Genomic DNA, 23053 nt, shown 5'->3' on the forward strand with positions numbered 1-23053 from the left:
GGCGCCGCGGCCGGACGGGGTCCGCGGGCCGGGGCGCGGGGCCGGGTCCCCCGCCGGACGCACGCCCGGCCGGGGACCCGTGGGTGACGGCGCTGGACGCCGAGGGTGCCGCCATGGAGGTCAGAGCCTCGCCGGGTCGGCCGCCGTCGCCGCGAGCAACTCGTCGGCGAACTGCTCCGGCGTCAGCTCGCCGATGAACAGCCGCTCCGACAGCGACGTCAGGCTCTCGAACGCCCCGGCGGTGAGCTTCTCGTCCAGCTTGTCGGCGAACTCCCCGGACGCGACGGCGTCGGTGCGGGTCTGCAGCATGTCCTGCACCAGCGGCGGCAGCGCGGCGGTGTCGACGTCGAGCTGGTCGGCCAGCATCGGCGACGGGTACCACGAGATGTCGACCAGATCGGTGTTGACCTCCGGCCCGGCCAGGTACTCGGCCAGCGTCAGCGCCGCCTCGCGCCGATTCTCGTCCTCCCACGCGTCGGCGCTGATGTACACGTAGTAGCCGGCGCCGGCCAGCGTGCGCACGCCCTCGCCCGGGTAGGTCGACAGCGTGGTGGTCTCGATGACGGACTCGGCGAGGTTCCCGATGGTCCAGGTCTCGTTGTAGAACATCGCCGCCGCGCCGGAGTTGTACAGCTCCAGCGCCTGCAGGGTCTGCAGCGTCTCAGCGCCCTCGGGGAACGCGCCGGCCGAGCGCAGCTCCATGACCTTCGCCGCGGCCGTCACGATCGCGTCGCGGGTGGCGGCGTCGCCGGTCGCGACGCCGTCCAGGCCGTCCGCGCCCAGCTCCCGGGCCAGGAACAGCTCGAACAGGTACCGCTCCGCGGTCCCGTTCACGGCGAGCGGGATGACGTCGGCGGCCACCAGCTCCTCGACGGCGCGGAGCACGTCGGCCTCGTCGGCCGGCGGCTCGACCCCCGCCGCGTCCATGACTGCCTTGTTGATCAGCAGCACCTGGGCGTACGCCCCGATGGGCAGCCCGTAGACGCGGCCGTCCCAGGTGACGGAGTCGAACGCTCCGTCCTCGTAACGGTCGCGGATCTCCGGGTTCTCGTCGAGGTAGTCGGTGAGGTCGGCCAGCCGGCCGTCCTCGACGTAGGGCGAGGTGTCGCGCGTCCCCCAGTGCAGGAACACGTCGGGCTCGCGGCCGGCGGCCATGTCCGACGAGACCAGCGTCTTGATCTCGTTGCCGGCCGCGGTCTCGACGGTGAGGTCGATCTCGGGGTGCTCCTCCTGGAACCGCTCGACGGCGGGCTCGAACGCCCGGGCCTGCGGGACCTCGCCGGTCCAGCCGTGCGCCAGGCGCAGGCTCACCGTCCCGCCCTCGGTCGCGCTGCCGGTCGTGTCGTCGTCCGACGAGCCGGCGAAGCACCCGGTCAGCAGCAGCGTGCCCACCGCGGCGGCCGCGACTCGCGCCGTCCATCCAGCCATCATGACAGGTGTCTCCTTCTCAGGTGTCGATGCGCGACAGCGCGATGTCGTCCACGTGGAACCGGCCGGTGTCGCCGGAGTAGGCGCCGAACTGCAGCAGCGCCAGGTCGCCGGTGGTGCCGCGGAACGGCACGTCGGTGGCGAGGATCACGCCGTCGACGGCGACGCTGTAGCGCTGTGCCGGGACGTCGATGCGCAGCGTGAGGTCGTACCAGCGGCCGGCCTGGTAGGGCCCGATGCCGCTCCAGGCGTTCGTGCGGTAGACGCCGAACGTTGCGTCGTCGAGGACCGCGGCCATCGGCCCCTGCACGCCGGCGGCGTCGCGCAGCCACGGCCCGTAGCCGATCGCCGTCGTCTGTTCGGCCCGCATGCGCAGCCGCAGCACCAGGTCGCCGCCCTGCGCGGCGAACGGCAGCTGCGTGGTGAACGACGACGACCCGGTGGCCGGGTGGTCGATCCGCAGGCTGCGGCCGGTGCCGTCCGGATCGGCGACGACGGCGGCCGTGCCCGGCGTGCCGGTGGTGGTCCAGCCGGCCGGGAGCGAGCCGGTCGCCGTCGTGTCGAAGTCCTCGGCGAACAGCACCGTCTCCGGCGCGACGACCACCTCGTGCGGGGCCGACCACACCAGCGCGCCGGTGCCGGGCGCGGCGGCGTCGGCCAGGCCGAGCCGAACCTGATGCGTCCCAGCCGGCACCGGGCCGCTGATCGGGATCACCCGGCCGTCCATGCCCTGCAGGTCGAGGGCGTCGCCGAACCGTTGGGCCGTGCCGAAGACGGCGCGGCCGGTGGCGTCGGTGGTGATCTGGCTCTGGCCGGCGGTGAAGGTACGGCCGGCGAGGCCGGGGCCGGCGTCGAGGACCCAGCGCACGGTCGCGTCGGGGTCGACGTTCGCGGCCCGTGCCACGCGCGCCGTCAGGTTCATCACCGCCTCGCCGTTCTCGAGGCCACCGGTCGTCGAGGTGAGGTGGAAGACCGCATAGGGGTCGCCGACGGACCAGTGGGTGCCCGGGATCCCCGCCTCGCGGGCGATCTGGTCCGCCGCGGCCGGCCACTCGGTCCCGGCCGGCACGCGGACGTTCCCGCTGAGCGTGTTGTCGCCGTTGAGCCGCGAGACCACGCCGTCGGCCGCCGGGCCGGAGGAGCCCTGCCAGTAGGTCTCGCGCACCGTGTTGTCGAACGCGCCGGTCGGATACGGGCGGTTGGTGAAGTCCTGTTGCAGCGTCAGGGTGGCCGATCCGGTCGACACGTTCTGGGCGACGTCGATGCCGCTGGACCCCTCGTCGAGGTAGAGGGCGAGGACGGAGTTCGCGACGAGGTTGCGCTCGATCGTCGTGCCCGGCTGGCCGCCGAGCGTGTAGATGGCCCCGCCGTCCTTCAGCGTGGCCATGGCGCCCCGGATGCTGTTGCCGACGATCGCGTTGTCGCCCGCGATGGAGCCGGCCAGGACCTGCGGCTGTGCCCAGCCCCAGCCCAGGCTGATCGCGCTGTACGGCAGATCGGCGAGGTCGTTGCGGGCGATGAGGACGTCCTGGGTGTAGCCGGCGAAGACGCCGACGGCCGAGGCGTAGTCCAGGCCGACCCGGGTGATGTGGTTCGCCGTCACGTCGATGCCCCGGATGATGTCGCGCTCGTCGTCGGGGTCGTAGTTCCTGGTGTCGTACGGCGACGTGGTGTCGTAGGTGAGCGAACCGTCGGACAGGTCGACCTCGCCGATCTGCACGCCGCTCCCGGCGATGTCCTCGATCCGGTTGCGCGCAACGGCGACGTCCCGCGACCCGCGGGCGACGTCGATCGCGGCGTTGCCGAGCCGGGTGAAGGTCCCGTCCGTCACGTCGACCCGGTGCGCGTACTCCAGGTGCACCGCGCCGGGGGTGACCAGCATGGGCGCCACCCGGTTGTCCTGGCCCGGCTCCGGCAGCCGGACCAGGTTCCCCTGGATGTCCGGGTGTCCGCCGAGCGGGCCGCTGGGCTGCAGCCACGTCGAGTGGGCGAAGGTCAGGCCGTCGAACACGATGTCGTGCACCGGCTGGCCGGCCGTGCCGTGCACCGTCACCAGCCGCTCGACGGCGGGCAGCACGACGTCGGCGGTCGTGAGGTCCTCGCCCTCGCGCGGGATGTAGTAGACGGTGTCGGCGACCGGGTCGAGGTACCACTCGCCCGGCTCGTCGAGGAACGTGTAGTCGTTCTCGATCCAGGCCGGCGGGGTCGTGGTGGCGGTGCCGCCCTTGCGCCGGTTGTAGCCCCAGCCGGGCTGCGCCATCGTGACGCGGGTCCGGCCGTCGGAGGCCTGCGACACCGACGCGACCAGGTTGCGCGGCTGGGTCCAGATGCGCCGGTACACCAGCTCGACGCCCTCCGGGCGCTGCCAGCTCAGCGGCGCGGTGTCGGTTGTCAGATGGCCGGTGTCGTCGGTCGACGTGGTGCCGGCGAAGGTCTCGGTGCGGGCCCGGGTGGCGCGGACGCCGTCGACGTAGAGCTGGCGCGCCGTGAGCCCACCGGCCGGTGCCGACCAGATGCCGGCCGCCGCGTCGTGCACCGTCCAGCCGTCGACCAGCCGGCCGCCGTCGAGCACCGGTCGCTCGCCCGGCCACGCGGCCCACGTGACGGGGTGGCCGGCCCGGCCGGAGTCGCGGGCGTCGAACGCGAGCGTGTCCGGCAGTTCGTACCGGCCGCCGCGGAGCAGCACGGACACGCCGCCGTCCGGAATCGTGGAGAGGTCGCGGACCGCCTGCTGCGCCGCCATGAGGGTCCGCAGCGGGGCCGCCTCGGTGCCGGGGTTCGCGTCGTCGCCGTCCGGCGCGACGACGATCGTCACGGCCGGTTGCGCCCGCGCCTCGTCCGGCGGGACGGCCACCGGGAGCGCGGCCAGCAGCACGCCGCTCAGGGCGGCGACCCAGGGTCGGCGGGTCGAAGCACGCATCGTTGCGCCCTTCCTCGGCAGTCGTCGGTGAATGCGGTCCCGCCGAGGCTATTGATGGATCTGTGGTTTCAACAAGGTGCTATTGAGACGAGCTGTCGATCAGTAGGCGCCGCGCGAGGTTGACTTCGAGCTCGCGACGAAGGTGCACTGCCCGATGGGCGACGAGCCGAACCGGGGCGGCAATTCGCGCCGCTGGATCGTCACCGCGGTCGAGGACAGCCTGCGCCGCCTGCAGACCGACTGGATCGACCTCTACCAGGTGCACCGGCCCGATCACACCACGGACGTCGAGGAGACGCTGTCCGCCCTGAGCGACCTCGTCCACCAGGGCAAGATCCGCGCGTTCGGCTGCTCCACGTTCCCGGCCGAGGAGATCGTCGAGTCCCATCACGTCGCCGAACGCCGCGGGCTGCTGCGGTTCCGCACCGAGCAGCCGCCGTACTCACTCCTGGCCCGCGGCATCGAGACCTCGGTGCTGCCGACCTGCCAGCGCTACGGCATGGGGGTGCTGACCTGGAGCCCGCTCGCGTCGGGCTTCCTGTCCGGCGCCCAGCGCAAGGGCCGGCCGGTCGACCTCACCTCGGGGCGGGCGAAACTGACGCCGGCCCGGTTCGACCCGGCGCTACCGGTCAACGCCGCCAAGCTCGAGCTGGTCGAGCGGCTGGTCGAGGTGGCCGACGATGCCGGATGCACGCTGCCGCAGCTGGCCGTCGCGTTCACGCAGGTGCACCCCGCTGTCACGTCGACGATCATCGGGCCGCGCACCATGGCACAGCTGGAGTCGCTGCTCGACGGCGCCGAGGTCACCCTGGACGACGCGATTCTGGACCGCATCGACGCCATCGTGCCGCCGGGGACGAACGCCTACCATCCCGACGGCGCGTGGAGCCCGGTCTCGCTGTCCGACCCCGCCCGACGGCGCCGCCCGCTCGAGGAACGCAGCGCCGCCTGACGCCGGCCACACCGCACGCGAGCGCGCCTGCCGAAAATGTGTCACCACGATGATGGAGATGCGGCTCGTGTGTCACAAAGTGCGCCCAGACAATCGAGCCTTGAAGCATTGCGCCGTCGGAAGCACGGCCCATTCCGGCCGAATGGCCGATCAGAAAGAAGATGTGCGAGAAAAGAAGATGATCGGCGAAAGTAGCGGACACGGGCGGCCACCCTGCTTACCGCCCGTGTCGACGCCTGGCGGCTACTGCGAGGCGACCTGCAGCCACACCCCACCCGGGGCTGAGCTCATCGCACTCGCGACGCCGACCCGATCTCGTGTGATCCTGCACCACAGGTCACACGACTTCTAGTTACGCGTTCCCGCGCAGCCCCCGCCGCAGGCCTGGCCCGCCGCCTACGGGCCCAGCCTTGACTTCCCCGTGTACCGCCCCCGCTCGGCAAGTCGAGCGTATGGTGGGACGATTCTCACCCCTCAGAGCTCGCCGACCTCGACGCGCTCCACTGCGGACCCTTGCCCGTTGAGCAGCGCACGCACCTCGGACTCGCGGTACCGCCGGTGGCCACCGAGCGTCCGGATCGACGTGAGCTTGCCGGCCTTGGCCCACCGGGTCACCGTCTTCGGGTCAACCCTGAACATGGCCGCCACCTCGGCAGGAGTGAGGAGGGGCTCGGCGTCTTGTGTCCTGGTCGCCATCGTCACCTCCTTAGATCCCATAGCGGGAGGTTTCCCGCCACACCGGATATTCCACCTTGTCGACCCCTGCGAAGGACACCGCCCGTACGGCTCGACCCGAGCCAGCCATTCGGCTGATGTCCACCCAGGGTGTCTCTAGCCTACGTAAGGTTCACGTAAGCCGCGAACCGACCCAAGTCGTGCCGAGTCGGCCTAGCCGGCATCGGAGATCGTCCGCCTGCCGGCACCACCCGCCTCCACTTCTCGCGCCGTTCGTCCACCCTTGACTGCGAGACACAGCAGTGCCCCACATGCCACGGCGGCGACCGGAACGATCAGCGTCGGCTTCATTGCATCAACATAGCCCTGTATGAACACATCGTGGGCCATTTTGGCGATCTTTTCCGCGACTTCTTCAGAAACTCCCGGTGGAAGTGCCATGTCAATTCCGCTCTGCGGCGCGCTGACCTGCAGTCCGCCCTCCGCCGCACCTTCGAAGCCGTCGACGAACGGCTGACGAACGTCGGCCGGCAAAGCGGTTGCGGCCGCAACGGCCCGGGAATGCAGCTGGCTGGCGAGCAGCGCCTGCAGCACCGCTCCGGCCACCGAACTGCCGACCACCTGACCCAGTTGCCGGTTGGTGTTCAGCACCCCGGACGCGGCGCCGGCCACCCGGCCCGACACGTCGCGCATCGCCACCGTGTTCATCGGCGCGAAGATGCCGCCCAGGCCGAGCCCCGCCACCAGCAACGACGGCAGGAAGTGCCACCACTGCGCGGAGTCCGTCGCCACCAGGGCGAAGGACAGGATGCCGGCGCCGTAGAGCAACAGCCCGGCGATCAGTATGTACTTGCCGCCGACGCGGTCGGTGAACCGGCCCGCGGCCGGCGCCACGAACATCGACACCACCGACATCGGGGCGAGCGTCAGCCCGGCCTCCAGCGCGGTGTGCCCGAGCACGGTCTGCAGATAGATGGTGATCGGCAGGAACGTGCCCACCATCCCGATCGCGACCAGCCCGGCGACGCCGTTCATCACCGAGTAGTTGCGGTCGCGGAACAGCGCGAACGGGATCAGCGGCTCGCGGTCCTGGCGCAGCGCCTGGAGCACGAGGAAGACGGCCAGCAGGAGACCGCCGGTCACCAGCAGTGCCGGGATCGACACGAACTCCCACACCTGCCCCCACCCGAACCGTTCGCCCTCGACCAGGCCGAACGTCAGGAAGACCAGCGCGGCACTGGCCAGCGCGACACCCGGCAGGTCGAGGCGGTGCCGCTCGCGCCGTCCCGCCTCCGGGATGATCGACCATGCCATCGTCAGCACGACGGCGCCGACCGGCACGTTGACGAAGAAGATCCACCGCCAGTCGAGCACCGTCACCAGCAGCCCGCCCAGTGTCGGGCCGGCGACGGTGGCGACCCCGGCCACGGCACCCCAGATGCCGAACGCCGTCCCCCGTTTCTCCGGCGGGAAGGTGGTGATGAGCAGCGCCGAGGTCTGCGGCATGAGGATCGCCGCCCCGATGCCCTGCAGCACCCGGCAGGCGATGAGCATGGCCGGGCCCTGGGACAGCCCGCAGGCCAGCGAGGCCAGCGTGAACACCGCGACGCCGATGATGAACATGGTCCGCTGGCCGCGCAGGTCGCCCAGCCGGCCGGCGGTGATGACCAGCACCGCCAGCATGATCACGTAGGCGTTGATGACCCAGAGGATCTCGTCGAGCGACGCGCCCAGCTCGTCCATCATGCTCGGGATGGCGATGTTGACGATCGTCACGTCGAGCAGCGTCATGAAGAACCCGAGACACAGCGTGAGCAGGATCGCCCAGGGATTCCCGTGCCATCGCCTCACCGTGCTACCTCCTCGCCGCCGCTGCCCGATCCCTCCTAGAGTGAGCTTGACACCCAGCCCGCCCACCCCGCGGGCCCGGACGTGAAAGGGTCACCACCATGACCAAGGCGTCGCCCCTGGTGTTCGGACGGCACTCCGGACACGAACAGGTCGTCTTCTGCCACGATGCCGGAAGCGGCCTGCGAGCCATCATCGCGCTGCACTCCACCGCTCTCGGACCCGCCCTCGGCGGTACCCGGTTCTACCCGTACGAATCCGAAGAGGCCGCACTCGAGGACGTCCTGCACCTCTCCCGCGGCATGACCTACAAGAACGCCCTGGCCGGCCTCGATCACGGCGGCGGCAAGGCGGTCATCGTCGGCGACCCGGAGCTGGACAAGTCCGAGACGCTGCTGCGCGCCTACGGCCGGTTCGTCGAGTCGCTCGGCGGCCGTTACATCACCGCGTGCGACGTCGGCACCTACGTCGCCGACATGGACCTCGTCGCGCGCGAGAGCCGGTGGGTCACCGGCCGCTCGCCGGCCGAGGGCGGCGCCGGCGACTCCAGCGTGCTCACGGCGTTCGGCGTCTACCAGGGCATGCGCGCCGTCGCCGAGCGGCTGTGGGGCGGCACCAGCCTGGCCGGCCGCCGGGTCGGCATCGCCGGCGTCGGCAAGGTCGGCTCCAAGCTGACCGGCCTGCTGCTGGACGAGGGCGCCTCGGTCGTCGTCACCGACGTCTCCGAGCAGGCGATCGAGCAGCTGCGCGCCGCGCACCCGCAGGTCGACGTCGTCGGGACCGCCGACGAGCTGCTCGGCGCCGGCATCGACGTGTACGCGCCATGCGCCCTGGGTGGTGCGCTCGACGACGACACGATGACGTTGCTCGCCCAGGGCCGGGTGGCCGCCGTCTGCGGCGGAGCGAACAACCAGCTGGCCCACCCCGGCATCGAGAAGAGCCTCGACGACGCCGGCGTGCTGTACGCGCCGGACTACGTCGTGAACTCCGGCGGCGTCATCCAGGTCGCCGATGAGCTGCACGGATTCTCCTTCGACCGGGCCAAGGCCAAGGCGGCGAAGATCTTCGACACCACCCGCGAGATCTTCCAGCTGGCCGCCGACGACGGCGTGCCGCCGGCCGTCGCCGCCGACCGCCTCGCCGAGCGCCGCATCGCCGCCGTCAGCCGATTGCGCGACGTCTACCTGGGTCGATGACGCCCGGACAGGCGCTAGTTGGTACCGGATGAGGCGGAACAGCCTCAGACCCTGTACCGTTGTCCCTACGAGTAGATGTCATTCGAACGGAAACGAGGGCGTCCAGTGAGCTGGTCGCCCCGGTTTGTGCGAGGGGGTCGACCCTATGGGGCGCGGCCGGGCGAAGGCCAAGCAGACAAAGGTCGCCCGTCGGTTGAAGTACCAGACTCTGGACACCGACTTCGGCGCTTTGCAGCGCGAGTTGGGCGCTGACGGGCATGCCGGCAACGACAACGACCTCGACGAGGAGAACACCGACGAGTACGAGGCGTACTCGCGCTACCTCGACGACGATGACGACGAACCTCGTCGTCACGCGGGTTGACCCGGGTCGCTAGCGATATCGCACCGTCCGGGCGGTCTGCCGGCCTCGGGTGTCCGTGGCCGGCAGTCCGACCGAGCTGATCAGTCGCGCGCGATCACCCGCGGTAGGCGCCGTGCAGCGTCGCCGAGCCGTCGCCGTCGACCACCTCGCCGGCGACCCACGCGGGCACCCCTCGGTCCGTGAGCAGCCGTACCGCGGCGTCGGCCGCGTCGGCCGCCACGACGGCCACCATGCCGACACCCATGTTGAGGGTCTTCTCCAGCTCCGGCTCGGACACCCCGCCGACCTCGCCGACCAGCCCGAACACCGGCTGCGGCGCCCACGTGGCGCGGTCGAGCCGGGCCGTCACGGTGCCGGGCAACACTCGGGCGAGGTTGGCGGCCAGCCCGCCGCCGGTGACGTGCGACATCGCGTGCACCTCGACGCCGGCCGCCAGCGCCAGGCAGTCCTGCGCGTAGATGCGGGTCGGCTCGAGCAGTTCCTCGCCCAGCGTGCGGCCGAGCTCCGGCACGTCGCGGTCGAGCGCCCAGCCGGCGCGTTCGAGGAGAACGTGTCGCACCAGCGAGTAGCCGTTCGAGTGCAGCCCCGACGACGCCATCGCGACGACGACGTCACCGGCCCGCACGCGGTCGGCGCCCAGCAGCGCGTCGGCCTCCACGACGCCGGTGACCGCACCGGCGACGTCGTACTCGTCCGGGCCCAGCAGCCCCGGGTGTTCGGCCGTCTCGCCGCCGCTGAGCGCGCAGCCCGCGGCCACGCAGGCCTGGGCGATGCCCTTGACGATGGCGGCGGTGCGCTCCGGGACGACCCGGCCGCAGGCGATGTAGTCGGTCATGAACAGCGGCTCGGCCCCGCACACGACGATGTCGTCGACCACCATGCCGACGAGGTCGAAGCCGATGGTGTCGTGGACGTCCATCCGCTGGGCCACCGCGACCTTGGTGCCGACGCCGTCGGTGCTGGTGGCCAGCAGCGGCCGCCGGTAGGCCTTGAGCGCGCTGGCGTCGAACAGCCCGGCGAAGCCGCCGAGGCCGCCGACGACCTCGGGGCGGCGGGTCTTGGCGACCCACTCCTTCATCAGCTCGACGGCGCGGTCACCGGCCTCGATGTCGACCCCGGCACTGGCATAGGTGGCACCCGCGGGCGCGCTCTCGCTGCTCGACACGGGTAAAAGGGTATCCGGTGGCTGGTGCTAGGCTCGCGCCCAGCGTCCGGGCCGATCGGCGACCCGGCTCGGCAGGAGAGGAGGTCGCGATGTACCGCCAGGTGTCCCGCGCCGCCCTCCACGGTGAGGACGGCGCCTGACTCTCCAGGAGGAGAGCCATGCACAACGTCAGCATCACCCGCCCCAGCACACCCGAACAGGCGCTCGCGCTGCTCCGCGGCGCCCGGTCCGACCTCGGCACGCCCATCTCCGACCTCGTCGTCACCGACCACCACCTCACCACGGCGTTCGCCAACCGCAACCGCCGCCCCGAATGGGTCTGGACGGCATCGCGCGAGGGCCGGGTGGCCGGCCGGGTCGCCGGCTGGGGCGCGCCGGCCAACGACCAGCCGTGGATCCTCGACCTCTTCGACCTCGGCGACGAGCCGGACCGGATCGACATCATGGCCGCACTCCTGCAACGCGCGGCCGCCGACCTGCGTGCCGGCGGGCTGGAGCAGGTCGAGCTGAACCTGTTCCCGCCGGCCGGCTGGCGCGACGATCCCCCCGCGGCCCTGCCCGACCTGCTGGCCGCGGCGAAGGCGGCCGGCTTCGAGATCCTCGTGACGCGGCGCCGGTTCCGCTGGACGCCCGCCGCCGGCGTCCCGTCCGTCGGCGACGGGCTGCGCTTCGAGCCGGTCGCCGGGCCGGACGACCCCGTGCTCGCCGACGCGTACCGGCGCACGTTCGTGGGCAGCCTGGACGCCCACACGCGGCGGTCGCTGCAGACGCGCGACGCCGCTGAGCTGGCCGCCGAGGAACTGGCCGACATGGTCAACTACGCCGGTCCGGTCGACGGCTGGCGGGTCGCCTACGACACCGGCGGCGCGCTGGTCGGGCTGGTCACCGGCAACCCCGGCGCCAAGGTGTTCACCGGCTACGTCGGTGTGGTCCCGGAGCAACGAGGCCACAGGTACGCGCGCGAGCTGCTGGCGTGGATGACGCGATGGCAGGCCGAGCACGGCGCCGAGAAGGTCGTCGGCGAGACGGATGACGAGAACCTCCCCATGCGGCGAGCGTTCGAGGCGGTCGGGTTCGAGGAGGAGAGCGCCCGCATCGACCTCGTCGGCTGACGATCCTCACGTTGGCGTAGGTCCCCGTCCCCCTGCTGCCCCATTCTCTTGCCGCGAACCCGCGCCTCAAGTCCGCCATGGAGTCGCTTCGCGACGAGGGGCGGACTTGACCCGCGGCTTCGCGGCCAAGAACGGGCAGCTATCAGGGGGACGGGGAGGATGTGGGTACGCCTCGGCGTTGGCGTGCCCGTTTCGCGCGCTCTGTCGGGCTGTGGACAGCGATGATCATCGGCGATCGCCGACATCACGAGGATTCCGCGAACATCAACATGACTGTAGGGGTGTTGACGCTGGGGTAATCCTCGTGATGGCCCCCCGAATCACGGTGAAATCTCACCAGGTGGACACTCCACGACACCAACGTCACACCGTTACGGGGCCAACGGCCCGGTAGCCGTCGCCGCTCTTCCCCCGTCCCCCTGATAGCTGCCCGTTCTTTGCCGCGTGCGCGCGGGTCAAGCGGTCCGCATCGGCGCGAAGCGCCTCCATCGGTCCGCTTGAGGCGCGCGTGCGCGGCCAAGACAATCGGGCAGCAGGGGGACGGGACCAACGTCAGGGGACGGGGCCAACGCGGCCGAGGACAACCAGGCCCGTCACGCCGACGCGGCGAAGAGCGCACGGTGAGCAGCGGTCCACGCGATCCGGGAGCGCAGCTCGTCGAGGTGACCGGCGGCCACCCAGTCGGACTGGGGCTGCTGCCCCGCCTCGGCCAGCCGGCGGACCGCGTCGAGGCCCTCGCGCTGGACGGCGAGCACGTCGTCGACCAGCTCGTCGGCCGAAGCGGACGCCGCCGGCGACCCGTAGGCCGCGGTGAACAGACGCAAGCGGCGCCCGCGGTCGGGCGGCGCCGGGTACCGCAGCCAGCGTAGGCACTCGGCGTCGTCGCGGAAGGGGGCGAGGTACTCCAGGGCGTAGGCGAGGTCGTAACGGCGCGGACCCGGCCGGGCGAGGTCCCAGTCGATGATCGCCACCGGCCGGCCGTCGCGCCAGACGACGTTCCACGGGCCGAAGTCGCCGTGCAGGATCACGTCGGCCGGGCCCAGCCCGGCGGGCGGCGCGGCGAACCACGTCACCCCGCCCGGCGGCTCGAAGTCAGCCACGGCGTCGTGGTAGTCACGCAGCAGGTGGGCGAAGCGCACCAGGCCGTCGTCGGGGACCACGTGGGCCCAGCCCTGCGGCCCGGACTCGCCCTCGACGTGCGTCAGGACCTCGCGGCCCTGCTCGTCGACGCCGAGGAAGCGGGGCGCGGCCGGGAAGCCGGCCGCCTCGAGGTGCCGCAGCAGCGCGTGGACCGCGGGCGACCACGGCTGCAGCGGCCGGCGGACGGTGTCGCCGATCCGCACCACGCGGCGGTGCGGATCGCCCTGCAGGACCTCTTCGGCGCCCGGCACCGGATCAGGTGGTGCCCTCGTTGCCGTAGACCGTCACGTGGACGTGGTCGTAGTGGTTCGCGGTGTCGTCGCCGCGATCCTCCATCCAGCGCCAGCCGTCCTCGGAGCGCTCGACGGTCCAGATGCGCTGCTCCCAGATGATCTCGCTGACGCCGAGCTCGCGGTAGTGGTCCTGGACGAACGCCGCGATCTGGTCGCCGACGGAGCCGCGGATCATGATGTCCAGCGCCCGGCCGTCGCCGTGCTCACCGCTGTCGCCGGGGCGCAGCCCGCCGTACGACTCCACCTCCGGGAACGCCGCACAGACGGCGCGGTGCACCCGGATGGCGTCCTGCGTGAGGCCTTCCTCGACCGCGGAGCCGGACTCGCACTCGGCGGCGGAGATGCCGCCGGACGGCTCCTCGGCGGGCGGCTCCTCCGAGAGGTACTCGGTGGCCACCCAGTACGGCTCGCCGTCGAGCAGGATCTGCGACCAGGTGCCCTCGGTGGCGCCGGTGATGTCGACCTGGGTGCCGGTGCCGAGGACCGTCACGACGTCGGCCTCGAGGTCGGGGCTCGTGCGCACGTTCAGGCCCGCCGTGACGAAGAGCTGCCCGGCGACCGTCGGCTCCGGCGTGGGGGTCGGGGTCGGTGTGGGCGTGGGCGTCGGTGTGGGGGTCGGCGTCGGTGTGGGGGTCGGCGTGGGCGTCACCGTCGGGGTCGGTGTGGCCGTGGGCGTCGGGGCCGCGTTCGGCGTCACCGGCGGCAGCGGCGGGCGGTCCTCACCGCGGCTGGCGGATTCCTCACGCTCGGGTAGGCCGAGCGACGCGCTCGCGTCCTGACCGGCGTCGGCGGAGCCGTCGGGCCACACCGTCACGCCGGCGACTGCGGCCCCGGCCAGCACCACCGGCGCGGCCATGAGCGCGAGCCGGCGACGGGTGAGGGCCGGCAGGCTGGCGAGCGCCGGCAGACGGGTGAGCGCCGGCAGCTTGGTGCGTCGATGACGCGAGCGTCCGTGACGAGCTCTCGGCACTACGTGATCTCCATCCTCAGGCCGATACCATTTCGTGACCGAGGAGCAGGCAACCACATTTCGGGCGATTTGTCACAACCCGGCCTCACGGACGCCGCAGCGCATCGGCGGCTCCACCAGCGCTGAGCAGGGAGTTCAGGCCGTCGGCGGGATCGCCGAGTGATGCGGCTCGCGCCAGGCCGTCGCGGTCAGGGGTCTCGCAGCCGGGGATGGTCTCCTGCTCGAGGACGTCCTTGCCGGCGCGGGCCGGCGGCTCGATCGGGTAGACGCCGTCGAAGCAGGCCCGGCAGAGGCCGTTCTTCGGCACCGTCGACGCCTCGATCAGGGCGTCGAGCGAGACGTAGCCGAGGGAGTCGGCGCCGATCGAGCGGCAGATCTCGTCGGTGGACAGGCCGGTCGCGATCAGCTCGGCCCGCGAGGCGAAGTCGATGCCGTAGAAGCAGGGCCAGGTGACCGGCGGGCTGGAGATGCGCACGTGCACCTCGGCGGCGCCGGCCTCGCGCAGCATGCGCACCAGCGCCCGCTGGGTGTTGCCGCGGACGATGGAGTCGTCGACGACGACCAGCCGCTTGCCGGCGACGATCTCGCGCAGCGGGTTGAGCTTGAGCCGGATGCCCAGCTGGCGCAGCGTCTGCGACGGCTGGATGAACGTGCGGCCGACGTAGGCGTTCTTGACCAGCCCCATGCCGTACGGGATGCCGGACTCCTCCGCGTAGCCGACGGCGGCCGGCGTGCCGGACTCGGGCACCGGGATGACGAGGTCGGCCTCGACCGGGTGCTCGCGGGCGAGCCGGCGGCCCACCTCGACGCGGGTCTCGTGCACCGACCGGCCGGAGATGTGGGTGTCGGGGCGGGCGAGGTAGACGAACTCGAACAGGCAGCCCTTCGGCTCGGCCGCCGCGAACCGATGCGAGCGCAGCCCGTCCGCGTCGATGACCACCAGCTCGCCGGGCTCGACCTCGCGGATGAACGACGCGCCGACGATGTCGAGGGCGGCGGTCTCGCTGGCGACGACCCAGCCGCGCTCGAGCCGGCCTAGGACGAGCGGCCGGACGCCCTGCGGGTCGCGCGCGGCGTACAGCGTCGACTCGTCGGAGAACACCAGCGAGAACGCGCCGCGCGCCAGCGCCAGCACCTCGATGGCGCTCTCTTCGAGCGTGCGGTCGGCGTAGGAGCCCATGAGCGCGGTCATGAGCGCGGTGTCGGTGGTGTTGCCGTAGCGCAGCTCGCCGCTGGACGGCCCGACCCGCTCGCGCACGATGTCGAACAGCTCGGCGGTGTTGGTGAGGTTGCCGTTGTGCGCCAGCGCGACCGTGCCGGCGGGCGTCGCGCCGAGCGTGGGCTGCGCGTTCTGCCAGTGGCTGCCGCCGGTGGTGGAGTAGCGGGTGTGCCCGACGGCGACGTGGCCGACCAGGGTGTTCAGCGTCGACTCGTCGAAGACCTGGCTGACCAGGCCCATGTCCTTGTAGACGAGGATCTGCTCACCGTTGCCGACGGCGATGCCGGCCGACTCCTGGCCGCGGTGCTGCAGCGCGTACAGCCCGAAGTAGGTGAGCTTGGCGACCTCTTCGTCGGGTGCCCACACCCCGAAGATGCCGCAGGCGTCCTGCGGCCCCTTCTCCTGTGGGTTGATGTCGTGCGTGAGTCGTCCATCGCCCCGGGCCACGGCACCCAGTGTACGGAGCCGGCCCCGGATTGCGAGCGGAGGGAAGAACACCGGGGCGGCGGGTGGTTGCCTTAGGACATGAGCCCCACGACGGTATTGATCACCGGCGCGACCGATGGCCTGGGCCGATGGCTTGCGCTGCGGCTGGCGACGTCGGGCGTCGGCGTCGTCCTGCACGGCCGGAATCCGGCGCGTCTGGACGAGACCGCCCGCGAGATCCGCTCCGAGGGCGGCCGCGAGCCGGTCGGCGTCGTCCGGGCCGACCTCGCCGACCTCCGCCAGGTCGACCGGCTGGCCGACGAGGTGCTGGACCGCTTCGCCGGGCTGGACGTCCTGGTGAACAACGCCGCGGTCGGCTTCGGCGAACCCGGTGCGGGACGCGAGCTGAGCCCGGACGGCATCGAACTGCGGTTCGCGGTCAACTACCTGGCCGGCTACCACCTGACCCGGCGGCTGCTGCCGGCGCTGGTCGCGGCGGCGCCCGCGCGCATCGTCAACGTGGCGTCGATCGGCCAGGCGCCCATCGACTTCGCCGACCCGATGCTCGAGCACGGCTACGACGGCTACCGCGCCTACCGGCAGAGCAAGCTCGCGCAGATCATGTTCACCATCGACCTCGCCGAAGAGCTGCGCGGCAGCGGCGTCACGGTGAACGCGCTGCACCCGGCCACGCTGATGGCGACGTCGATGGTCCGCGAGGCCGAGCTGACGCCGTTGAGCACGCTGCACGACGGCGGCGAGGCGACACTGCGGCTGATCGCCGACCCCGACGTGGCCGACGTCAGCGGCGTCTACTTCGACCAGACGATGGCGGCGACGCCGAACCCGCAGGCGCTGGACCCCGACGCCCGCCGCCGGCTGCGTGAGCTGTCCGACGCGCTGGTCGCCCGGGCCCTCGCCCGGCGCGCCTGATCGGGCTTGGCCGCCCGGGTGGGCGGACGACGTCGTCGAACGCGGCGGTGAACGGCCTGTCAGCCGTTGTGCGCCACCACCTGGCCGACCATCCACTCCACGGCCGGCCCGACCGTGCCGTTGGCGGTGAGCAGGCCGGGCGGGTCGCCGACGTAGCGCTCGGACAACAGCCCGCGCGTCTCCAGCCGGTCGACCAGCGCCGCCTTCACCGCGGCGCGGTCGAGCCGGTCGGCGACGGAGAACGCGAGCACGTCGAGAGCGTCGTGCGTGACGTCTGGGTAGCGCGCCTTGAGCCGCCCGACGTCGGGATCGGCGTCGTGCAGGTGCAGCCAGGTGCGCACCACCGGCGGCACGCCCGTGCTGCCGACGTAGACCACCGGGCGGTCGGCGCCCGGCCGCAGCCACACGTACACCCAGGAACCGACGCCGACCAGGTCACCGTTGCGCACCTGCAGGAGGATGGCCTCGTTCTCCATGCCCGCAGTCTCTCAGCGCGAGTCCGCACCGGCGACGCGAATCGACGTGCTCGGCGGGCGGCCGGGCCGGGGACCGCGCCCGGCCGCCCGTCACGGCGTCACTCGTCCTCGTCGCCGTCCACCGACGGGCCGCGCGGCGGGATGGCGTCGGCCAGGCTCGGGTCGATGTCGGCGAGCGTGCCGTCGGCCGCCGCCTGGGCCACCGCCATCATCGCGAGGTAGGCCTGGCGGATGAGGTAGCCGGCGCTCTTCTGCCCGATGCCGCCACGCAGCTCGACCAGCAGGCTGGCGCTGCCCTGCAGGCCGAACGAGTTGCGCGCGATGCCGGCGAGGTCGTCGCCCGGGTACTGGCTGACCTCGCCGTGCCCGTACGCCGACAGCGCGTCGAAGACCGTCACCGCGACCTGCTTCGACGCGTCGACGACGGCCGGCGCGACGTCGGGGTTGGTGGGCCACAGGATCGACGTGGTGATGAGGCTGCCGTCGTCGGCGACGTAGGAGCCCTGGTGGTGGTAGTCGACGGTGATGTCGGGCTGCCACTCGCGCACCAGCGTCTGGATCGCCGCGGCTTCGGGCACCGGGTTGTCGGCGGGATCGATCGCCGGGTCGTGGTGGCGGTTGATGTCGTAGCCGACGCCGGGCCGGCAGAACGCGCCGGAGCAGCCGGGGTCGACGTTCTGCCGCTGGTAGCGCTCCGTGCCGTCGGGGTTGGCGCGGACGACCACGCCGAGGGTGATCTCGCCGAGCAGGTCACGCACCCAGGACGCCTGCGAGGTGCCCAGCTGCTGCAGCACCCGCAGTGCCGCCTCGGTGCCCAGGGGCTCGTTGCCGTGCTGCTGGGTGATGTAGAGCAGCTTCGTGGCGCCGGTGCCCACCTGGGCGTACCAGATGTCGCGGCCCTCGTTGGTGGTGCCGATGCTGCTGACGTCGACCCGGCCCCGGCTGCGCTCCTCCAGCCGGTGCAGGGCGTCGGTCAGCTCGGCGTACGTGTGCAGGCGTTCGAGGGAGACGTGCTGGGAGTCCTCGACCCACGGCCCGTTCGGGACGGTGCCGGGCTCGGCGACGGCCGGTGCGGCCGACAGCGTCAGGGCCAGGGTGGCTCCGAGGCCGAGGGCGAGACCGGCGAGTGGTCGGCGACGTGGACGCAGCATGGCAGCTCCTGAGGATGGCGCCGTCCCGCTGCGGAGGACGATGACACGGCGGACGAACAGGACACCCCTGCTCTTACCGGCCGAAATGACCCGTTGTCAAGATCCTTCCGGCGGCTCGTCACGCGACAGGTCGATCAGCTTGCGGACGGTGCCGAGGTTGCGGGCGGTGCCCACCGGCCCCTTCACCCGGCCGAGCGCTTCGGCGAGCTTGCTGCGCCCGATGCCGTCGGGGCAGTGCAGGTACAGCGTCGTGCCCACGACGCGGAACTCGTCGGCGCCGGACCGCACCCGCTCGGCCGCGGCGTAGGCGCCCGCGGCCGGCTCGTCGCGCAGGAACGTGAGCAGCAGCCGCGCCGGGACGGCGTCGGGGAACGGGTTGGCGTCGACGGCCGCCGCGAGCTCGTCGTGCGTACGGACGAGGACGGCGACCTCCAGGCCCAGCTCGGCCTCGATGGCCCGCTCGATCGCCGCCTCCAGCTCGTCGCGCCCGGCGTCCGGGGTGCCGCTGGTGAAGACGACGTTGCCGCTGTTGATGTAGGTGGCGACGTCGGTGTGGCCGACCCCCGCGACGAGGGCGCGGAGGTCGGCCATCGCGACCTTCTTCTTCCCACCGACGTTGATGCCCCGCAGCAGGGCGACGTGGCGCGTCACGGCCGGGCGCCCGTCAGCCGGGCAGGCGCGACAACCGGTCGAGCAGCAAGGCCTCGGCCAGGCAGCCCTTGGCGAACATGCCCAGGTGCAGGCTCTCGTCGAGCCCGTGCGCGCGGGTGTCGGGGTCGCCGGCGCCGGTGGCCAGCACCGTCGCCTCGGGGAAGGCCTCCTGGAACTCGGCGATGAACGGGATGGACCCGCCCATGCCGGCGCGGACCGACGCGACGCCGAAGGCCTCGGTGAGCGCGGCCTCGGCCGCCTCGAAGGCCGGACCGGACGTCGGCAGCACGCAGCCGCCGCCCACCGCGCCGTCGGTGACCTCGACCTGCACCCCGAACCCGGCGTGGCTGCGCAGGTGCTCAGTCAAGGCCTCGAGCGCCGCCTGCGGGTCCTGCGACGCGGCCAGCCGCAGGCTCACCTTCGCGCTGGCCCGGTGGATGAGGATGTTCGCGGCGTCGGCGACCGCCGGGGCGTCGATGGCCAGCACCGAGATGGCCGGGCGGCTCCACAGCCGGTCGGCCAGCGGCCCGGTGCCGGACAGCTCGACGCCGTCGAGGACGGCGGCCTCGCCGCGGTAGCGCTCCTCGGGGTACTCGACGTCGGCCGCGGGGTCGGTGACCAGCCCGGCCACGGCCACGTCGCCCTTCTCGTCGTGCAGCGTGGCCAGCAGCCGGCACAGCGACGTGAGGGCGTCGAGTACCGGCCCACCGAAGACGCCGGAGTGCACGGCGTGCTCCAGGACGCGCACCGTGACCGTGCAGTCGGCCAGGCCACGCAGGCTCGTGGTCAGCGCGGGGGTGTCGGGCGTCCAGTTCGCGGAGTCGGCGACGACGATGACGTCGGCGGCCAGCCGATCGCGGTAGGTCTGCAGGAACGTCGTGAACGTGGGCGAGCCGATCTCTTCCTCGCCCTCGACGAACAGCACGACGCCGACCGGCGGGCGGCCGTCGAACGCGCGCAGCGCCGCGAGGTGCATGGCGACGCCGGCCTTGTCGTCGGAGACGCCGCGGCCGTAGAGGCGTCCGCCGCGTTCGGTGGGCTCGAACGGGCCGCTGGACCACTGGTCGGCGGGGCCGGTCGGCTGCACGTCGTGGTGGGCGTAGAGCAGGACGGTGGGCGCGCCCTCCGGCGCCGGCCAGGTGGCGATGACGGCCGGCGCGCCGCCGTCGACGCTCACGACGTCGGCCTGCGCGGCACCGGCGCCGCGCGCCAGCTCGGCCACGGCCTCGGCGCTGGCGCGGACGTCGCCGGCCCGGGTGGGGTCGGCGCTGATGCTGGGGATGCGCACCAGCCGCTCGAGGTCGGCGCGCACGGACGGGAGAACGGCCTCGACGGCGGCCCGGAGATCGGTCATGGACACTCCCTATCACGTACCGGCGTTGATCTTGGAGTTGTTCGTGCATCTATCGGGCATTTCACCCCACAATTGCCGAACAACTCCAAGATCAACCGGCGGGTCGGACGGTTGCCTCGGCGTGGTGTCGCGTCAGAGCTGCTCGCGCAGCCTCTCGGCGGCGTCGATCAGCGTCTCGCGGGCGTCCTCGTCGGCGATCCGCTCGGCCACGGCGGCGAACCGGTCCAGCGACTCGCCCGCGGGCCCGGTGAGGCCGCGCCCGGCCAGCCGCTCGGCGGTCGACAGGTGCGCGAGCAGCTGGGCCGCCTGCGACCGATTGACGGCGCCCGCCGCGGCGTAGCGCTCCACCAGCGCCCGCACGCCCTCGAACGTGACCGGCGTCTGCACGCCGACCAGGATCGGGTCGTGGTCGCTGGCACGGTAGACGGTGCCCGGCTGGAACAGCTCGCTGGCGAAGTAGTTGTACCGCGAGTACTCGAACAGCACCGACTCCACCGAGTTGATGTTCCAGACGTCCGCGCCGGTGACGAGGCCGGCCTCGACGACGGACGGGCTGGCCAGCACGTGGTCCAGCGAGCCGACCTTGCCGTCGAACACGTAGGTGTGCTCGCCGGCGTACTCGTTGTTGAGGTCGGTGTAGCCGGCGTCGTACAGCGCCCGCATCGGGTTCTCGCCGCTGTAGGCGTTGAAGTCGCCGAGCAGGAAGGTGTCCTCGGTGCCGGTGGCCGCGGCGCGCGCGTCGGCGAAAGCCACCAGTGCCTGCGCCTGCGCGGTGCGGTCGGCGTCGAAGCAGCCCTCCGGCAGGTCGCCGCACTCGCCCCCCTTGGACTTGAAGTGGTTGACGATCGCGGTGAACTCGTAGCCGGTGGTGAGCGTCCGGAACTCCTGCGCCAGCGGTTCGCGCGCGTTGTGGAAGGCCGGGTCGTCGATGAGGATGACCGACTCGCCCACCGGCTCGACCACCGCCGTCCGGTAGATGAACGCGGTGCGGATGACGTCCTCGTCGGACGGCAGCCGCGCCGGCGACGGCACGTACGCCCAGGTGCCCGCGCCGGCCTGCTCGTTGAGCGCATCGACCAGCGTGGCCAGCGCGACGTCGCGGTCCTGGCCGAACGCGGCGGAGTTCTCGATCTCCTGCAACGAGACGACGTCGGCGCCGAGGCCGTTGATCGCCGCGACGATCTTCGCCTCCTGGCGCTCGAAGTTCGTCTCGTCCCACGCGCCGCGGGCGTCGCAGCCGCCGGCGACGGTGATCGGGTTGCCCTCGCGGTCGGTGTACGGCTCGCAGCCGGGCACGTCGACGCCGAGGGTCGTGAAGTAGTTCAGCACGTTGAACGCGGAGAGCTGGAGGTCGCCGCCGACCTCTTCCGGCGCCGCGTTCGCCTCGCGGGTGTTGCCGGTCCCGAACGTGACGACGTCCGGCGCCGGGCCGGCGACCGGCGAGGTCGGCTGGAAGTTCCACTGGAACCGGTAATCGAAGATCACGTCGTCCTGGAACGTGACGCCGGCGCCGGTGCGGGCGGGGTCGTCGTTGGTGAGGTACGGCACCAGGCTGCCGGTCGCCGTCCGGTTCGACTGGCCGTCGTCGAGCGTGACGGCGCGGGCCGCGTTGGCCGCCACGGCGGCGGCGTACTCGGGCGTGCCCGGCGCCGCGACCTCGGTCTCCTGCACCAGCGGGCCGCCGAAGCCCAGACCGATGGAGCCGAACGCGCTGCTGCCCCAGCCGCCGAGCGCGTAGGTGTCGGAGACGACGTAGCCCTCGGCCGGGCGGACCAGCATGCCCTCGTAGACCTCGCGGCCGGCCTCCGTCGCCGGCAGCGTGAACGGCACCGGCTTCACGGCCTCGGCCGGCTCGGTGAGCACGTCCAGGCCGTCGGACGCCAGCTCGATCTCGGTCAGCCCGAAGTACTCGGTGACCTCGCCGGTGACGCGCACGTGGTCGCCGATCTCGACCTCGTCCGCCGTCGACGGCGAGTAGACGAACACCGCGTCGGACGCCGTCCGCGCGCCCTCGCCGCCGCTGCCCGGCGTCTGGACGTAGTAGCCGGCGAACCCGCCGGTCGGGTACGCGGCCGTGACGACGCCGCTGGTGACGACCGTCGTGCCGGCCAGCGGGGACGCGGCGCCGGTGCCCTGGATCTCCGCGATGGTGGCCGGTTCGGGCTCCGGGTCCGGATCGGGGTCGCCGCCGTTGACCGCGCCGAACGTGCTCGCCAGCGGGCCCGTCCACGCGCCCTGGACCTTCTGCAGCGACTGACCGGCCGGCGTCGAGCTGGCCTGGGAGACGCCGATGTCCACGCTGGTCATGCCGTTCGCCGGGCCGCCGGTCGCCGTCATGCCGCCCTCGTAGGACAGGAACTCCGCGACGGTGCCGTCGGGGCGGACCAGCGCGATGCCGTCGGGCGAGCCGTTCTGGATGCCGTCGGTCGGGTAGGTCGCCACGACCACCCCCGCCGCGGGGACGGCGCCGCTGAGCGTGCGGGTGTTGTACGGCGCGCCGCCGTTGCCGTTGTAGAGGACGATCTGCCAGCCGGTGAGGTCGGTGCCGGGCTCGGCCTGGATCTCGATCGCCTCGCCGGTGTCGGTGCCGGCGTTGTCGTAGTGGAGTTCGCTGATGAACGGGTCGCCGTCGGCCGCGCCGGCCGACAGGACGGGCACGGCCGCCATGCTCGCGCCGGCCAGGCCGGCCGCGGCGACCGCCGCGAGCCAGCGGAGAGGACGTCTGGTCGAGTGCATCGGTCGTACCTTTCGGGTCGAGGGATCGGGCCTCGGTGAGGGTG

The 23053-nt window shown here is 72.4% G+C and carries 17 protein-coding genes and 1 pseudogene; 5 read left to right on the forward strand and 13 right to left on the reverse strand.

Annotation, left to right across the window (positions count from 1 at the left end; translation table 11 throughout):
• Positions 1 to 120: 120 nt before the first annotated feature.
• Positions 121 to 1431 (reverse strand): ABC transporter substrate-binding protein, encoded by a 1311-nt coding sequence (locus tag DY240_RS01490; protein WP_119658206.1) that lies wholly within the window; start codon positions 1429 to 1431, stop codon positions 121 to 123.
• A gap of 16 nt (positions 1432 to 1447) precedes the next feature.
• Positions 1448 to 4348: a right-handed parallel beta-helix repeat-containing protein gene (locus tag DY240_RS01495; protein ID WP_119658207.1), complete on the reverse strand. Its 2901-nt coding sequence runs from the start codon at positions 4346 to 4348 to the stop codon at positions 1448 to 1450.
• A gap of 112 nt (positions 4349 to 4460) precedes the next feature.
• Between DY240_RS01495 and DY240_RS01500 the strand changes: the two are divergent.
• Positions 4461 to 5300: pseudogene (locus tag DY240_RS01500) on the forward strand (aldo/keto reductase); the annotation flags it as partial.
• 474 nt (positions 5301 to 5774) lie between these two features.
• Here the strand turns inward: DY240_RS01500 and DY240_RS01505 are convergent.
• Positions 5775 to 5996 carry a BldC family transcriptional regulator gene (locus tag DY240_RS01505; RefSeq protein ID WP_026874431.1) on the reverse strand — a complete coding sequence of 74 codons (222 nt, stop codon included), beginning with the start codon at positions 5994 to 5996 and terminating at the stop codon, positions 5775 to 5777.
• A gap of 192 nt (positions 5997 to 6188) precedes the next feature.
• Entirely contained in the window at positions 6189 to 7826 is a 1638-nt protein-coding gene (locus DY240_RS01510; RefSeq protein ID WP_199700578.1) for a DHA2 family efflux MFS transporter permease subunit, read from the reverse strand.
• Between the two features lie 98 nt (positions 7827 to 7924).
• On the opposite strand from DY240_RS01510, the gene DY240_RS01515 reads away from it, so the two are divergent.
• A complete protein-coding gene (locus DY240_RS01515; RefSeq protein WP_119658210.1) occupies positions 7925 to 9019 on the forward strand; it encodes a Glu/Leu/Phe/Val dehydrogenase dimerization domain-containing protein in 1095 nt (364 codons plus the stop codon).
• Positions 9020 to 9164: 145 nt separating this feature from the next.
• Entirely contained in the window at positions 9165 to 9383 is a 219-nt protein-coding gene (locus DY240_RS01520) for a DUF3073 domain-containing protein (RefSeq protein WP_119658211.1), read from the forward strand.
• Positions 9384 to 9477: 94 nt separating this feature from the next.
• On the opposite strand, the gene purM is transcribed toward DY240_RS01520, so the two are convergent.
• Positions 9478 to 10548, reverse strand: coding sequence for a phosphoribosylformylglycinamidine cyclo-ligase (gene purM / locus DY240_RS01525; protein ID WP_119658212.1), 1071 nt, complete (start codon positions 10546 to 10548; stop codon positions 9478 to 9480).
• Positions 10549 to 10706: 158 nt separating this feature from the next.
• On the opposite strand from purM, the gene DY240_RS01530 reads away from it, so the two are divergent.
• Positions 10707 to 11660 carry a GNAT family N-acetyltransferase gene (locus DY240_RS01530; protein WP_119658213.1) on the forward strand — a complete coding sequence of 318 codons (954 nt, stop codon included), beginning with the start codon at positions 10707 to 10709 and terminating at the stop codon, positions 11658 to 11660.
• A gap of 593 nt (positions 11661 to 12253) precedes the next feature.
• Here the strand turns inward: DY240_RS01530 and DY240_RS01535 are convergent.
• The 3 genes from DY240_RS01535 to purF all read right to left on the reverse strand — a co-directional run bounded on the left by DY240_RS01535 (position 12254) and on the right by purF (position 15729).
• Positions 12254 to 13051 carry an aminoglycoside phosphotransferase family protein gene (locus tag DY240_RS01535; RefSeq protein ID WP_199700580.1) on the reverse strand — a complete coding sequence of 266 codons (798 nt, stop codon included), beginning with the start codon at positions 13049 to 13051 and terminating at the stop codon, positions 12254 to 12256.
• A gap of 4 nt (positions 13052 to 13055) precedes the next feature.
• Positions 13056 to 14063, reverse strand: a complete 1008-nt coding sequence (locus DY240_RS01540; protein WP_147375169.1) for an SH3 domain-containing protein — start codon at positions 14061 to 14063, stop codon at positions 13056 to 13058.
• 85 nt (positions 14064 to 14148) lie between these two features.
• A complete protein-coding gene (gene purF / locus DY240_RS01545) occupies positions 14149 to 15729 on the reverse strand; it encodes an amidophosphoribosyltransferase (protein ID WP_119658215.1) in 1581 nt (526 codons plus the stop codon).
• Positions 15730 to 15807: 78 nt separating this feature from the next.
• On the opposite strand from purF, the gene DY240_RS01550 reads away from it, so the two are divergent.
• Positions 15808 to 16641: an SDR family NAD(P)-dependent oxidoreductase gene (locus tag DY240_RS01550; protein WP_119658216.1), complete on the forward strand. Its 834-nt coding sequence runs from the start codon at positions 15808 to 15810 to the stop codon at positions 16639 to 16641.
• A gap of 59 nt (positions 16642 to 16700) precedes the next feature.
• Here the strand turns inward: DY240_RS01550 and DY240_RS01555 are convergent, their stop codons facing one another.
• The 5 genes from DY240_RS01555 to DY240_RS01575 form a co-directional block, all read right to left on the reverse strand.
• On the reverse strand, positions 16701 to 17117 hold the full coding sequence (locus tag DY240_RS01555; protein WP_119658217.1) for a hypothetical protein: 417 nt from the start codon (positions 17115 to 17117) through the stop codon (positions 16701 to 16703).
• Positions 17118 to 17215: 98 nt separating this feature from the next.
• Entirely contained in the window at positions 17216 to 18268 is a 1053-nt protein-coding gene (locus tag DY240_RS01560) for a M14 family zinc carboxypeptidase (RefSeq protein WP_119658218.1), read from the reverse strand.
• A 96-nt stretch (positions 18269 to 18364) separates the two neighbouring features.
• Positions 18365 to 18919 carry a DUF1697 domain-containing protein gene (locus tag DY240_RS01565; protein ID WP_119658219.1) on the reverse strand — a complete coding sequence of 185 codons (555 nt, stop codon included), beginning with the start codon at positions 18917 to 18919 and terminating at the stop codon, positions 18365 to 18367.
• Between the two features lie 13 nt (positions 18920 to 18932).
• On the reverse strand, positions 18933 to 20273 hold the full coding sequence (locus DY240_RS01570; protein WP_119658220.1) for a dipeptidase: 1341 nt from the start codon (positions 20271 to 20273) through the stop codon (positions 18933 to 18935).
• Positions 20274 to 20405: 132 nt separating this feature from the next.
• Positions 20406 to 23009, reverse strand: a complete 2604-nt coding sequence (locus tag DY240_RS01575) for an ExeM/NucH family extracellular endonuclease (protein ID WP_119658221.1) — start codon at positions 23007 to 23009, stop codon at positions 20406 to 20408.
• Positions 23010 to 23053: the final 44 nt, after the last annotated feature.

It is taken from the genome of Jiangella rhizosphaerae (genome assembly GCF_003579925.1).
Taxonomy (GTDB): Bacteria; Actinomycetota; Actinomycetes; order Jiangellales; family Jiangellaceae; genus Jiangella; species Jiangella rhizosphaerae.

Coding starts and splice junctions, on each gene's coding strand:
- DY240_RS01490 (WP_119658206.1), bottom strand. CDS start 1,431: ATGATGGCTGGATGGACGGCGCGAGTCGCGGCCGCCGCGGTGGGCACG.
- DY240_RS01495 (WP_119658207.1), bottom strand. CDS start 4,348: ATGCGTGCTTCGACCCGCCGACCCTGGGTCGCCGCCCTGAGCGGCGTG.
- DY240_RS01505 (WP_026874431.1), bottom strand. CDS start 5,996: ATGGCGACCAGGACACAAGACGCCGAGCCCCTCCTCACTCCTGCCGAG.
- DY240_RS01515 (WP_119658210.1), top strand. CDS start 7,925: ATGACCAAGGCGTCGCCCCTGGTGTTCGGACGGCACTCCGGACACGAA.
- DY240_RS01520 (WP_119658211.1), top strand. CDS start 9,165: ATGGGGCGCGGCCGGGCGAAGGCCAAGCAGACAAAGGTCGCCCGTCGG.
- DY240_RS01530 (WP_119658213.1), top strand. CDS start 10,707: ATGCACAACGTCAGCATCACCCGCCCCAGCACACCCGAACAGGCGCTC.
- DY240_RS01550 (WP_119658216.1), top strand. CDS start 15,808: ATGAGCCCCACGACGGTATTGATCACCGGCGCGACCGATGGCCTGGGC.
- DY240_RS01555 (WP_119658217.1), bottom strand. CDS start 17,117: ATGGAGAACGAGGCCATCCTCCTGCAGGTGCGCAACGGTGACCTGGTC.
- DY240_RS01560 (WP_119658218.1), bottom strand. CDS start 18,268: ATGCTGCGTCCACGTCGCCGACCACTCGCCGGTCTCGCCCTCGGCCTC.
- DY240_RS01570 (WP_119658220.1), bottom strand. CDS start 20,273: ATGACCGATCTCCGGGCCGCCGTCGAGGCCGTTCTCCCGTCCGTGCGC.
- DY240_RS01575 (WP_119658221.1), bottom strand. CDS start 23,009: ATGCACTCGACCAGACGTCCTCTCCGCTGGCTCGCGGCGGTCGCCGCG.